Raw genomic sequence first — 422 nt, forward strand, 5'->3', positions numbered from 1 at the left:
TCTTGCGATTCTCGCTGTTGGGGATAGGTGACGACGCCCGTCCGGGTACGGCAGCCTCGTGCCGCTCACGTCGCGGCGATCTCCGATCCGGTATCCCAGCGACATCCGGTCACTATCCACTCGAATCGAACTCCCCACGGCTGGGATGAGGCTTCTGGGTGATGTTCGGTCCGACCGAGTTGCAGTCCCAGCTCGCACGCCAGCGTTGACGCGGCCCGCGCCGGGCACTCAGGTGTGGGTTCCTTCATCAGCGCTGTGTTCCCACACGGCGACCATCTGATGTCGATCGCTGGTTCCGAGTTTGCGCGCGATCGAGGCCAGCCGGGACCTCAACGTCGGCTTCGGTACTCCTAGGTCGGCCGCGATTTCCATATTCGTCATACCTCGGGCGATCCGGCGAAGCACGACGATATCACCGGGCG

The 422-nt window shown here is 63.7% G+C and carries 1 protein-coding gene; it reads right to left on the minus strand.

Annotated elements, in window-relative coordinates; all coding sequences use genetic code 11:
* Window positions 1–228: 228 nt before the first annotated feature.
* The gene (locus tag GV792_RS30320; protein ID WP_375154349.1) at window positions 229–381 is read right to left on the minus strand and encodes a hypothetical protein; all 153 of its coding nucleotides are present in this window, start codon (window positions 379–381) and stop codon (window positions 229–231) included.
* Window positions 382–422 lie beyond the last annotated feature (41 nt).

The organism is Nocardia cyriacigeorgica (genome assembly GCF_010868145.1).
Taxonomy (GTDB): domain Bacteria; phylum Actinomycetota; class Actinomycetes; order Mycobacteriales; family Mycobacteriaceae; genus Nocardia; species Nocardia cyriacigeorgica_D.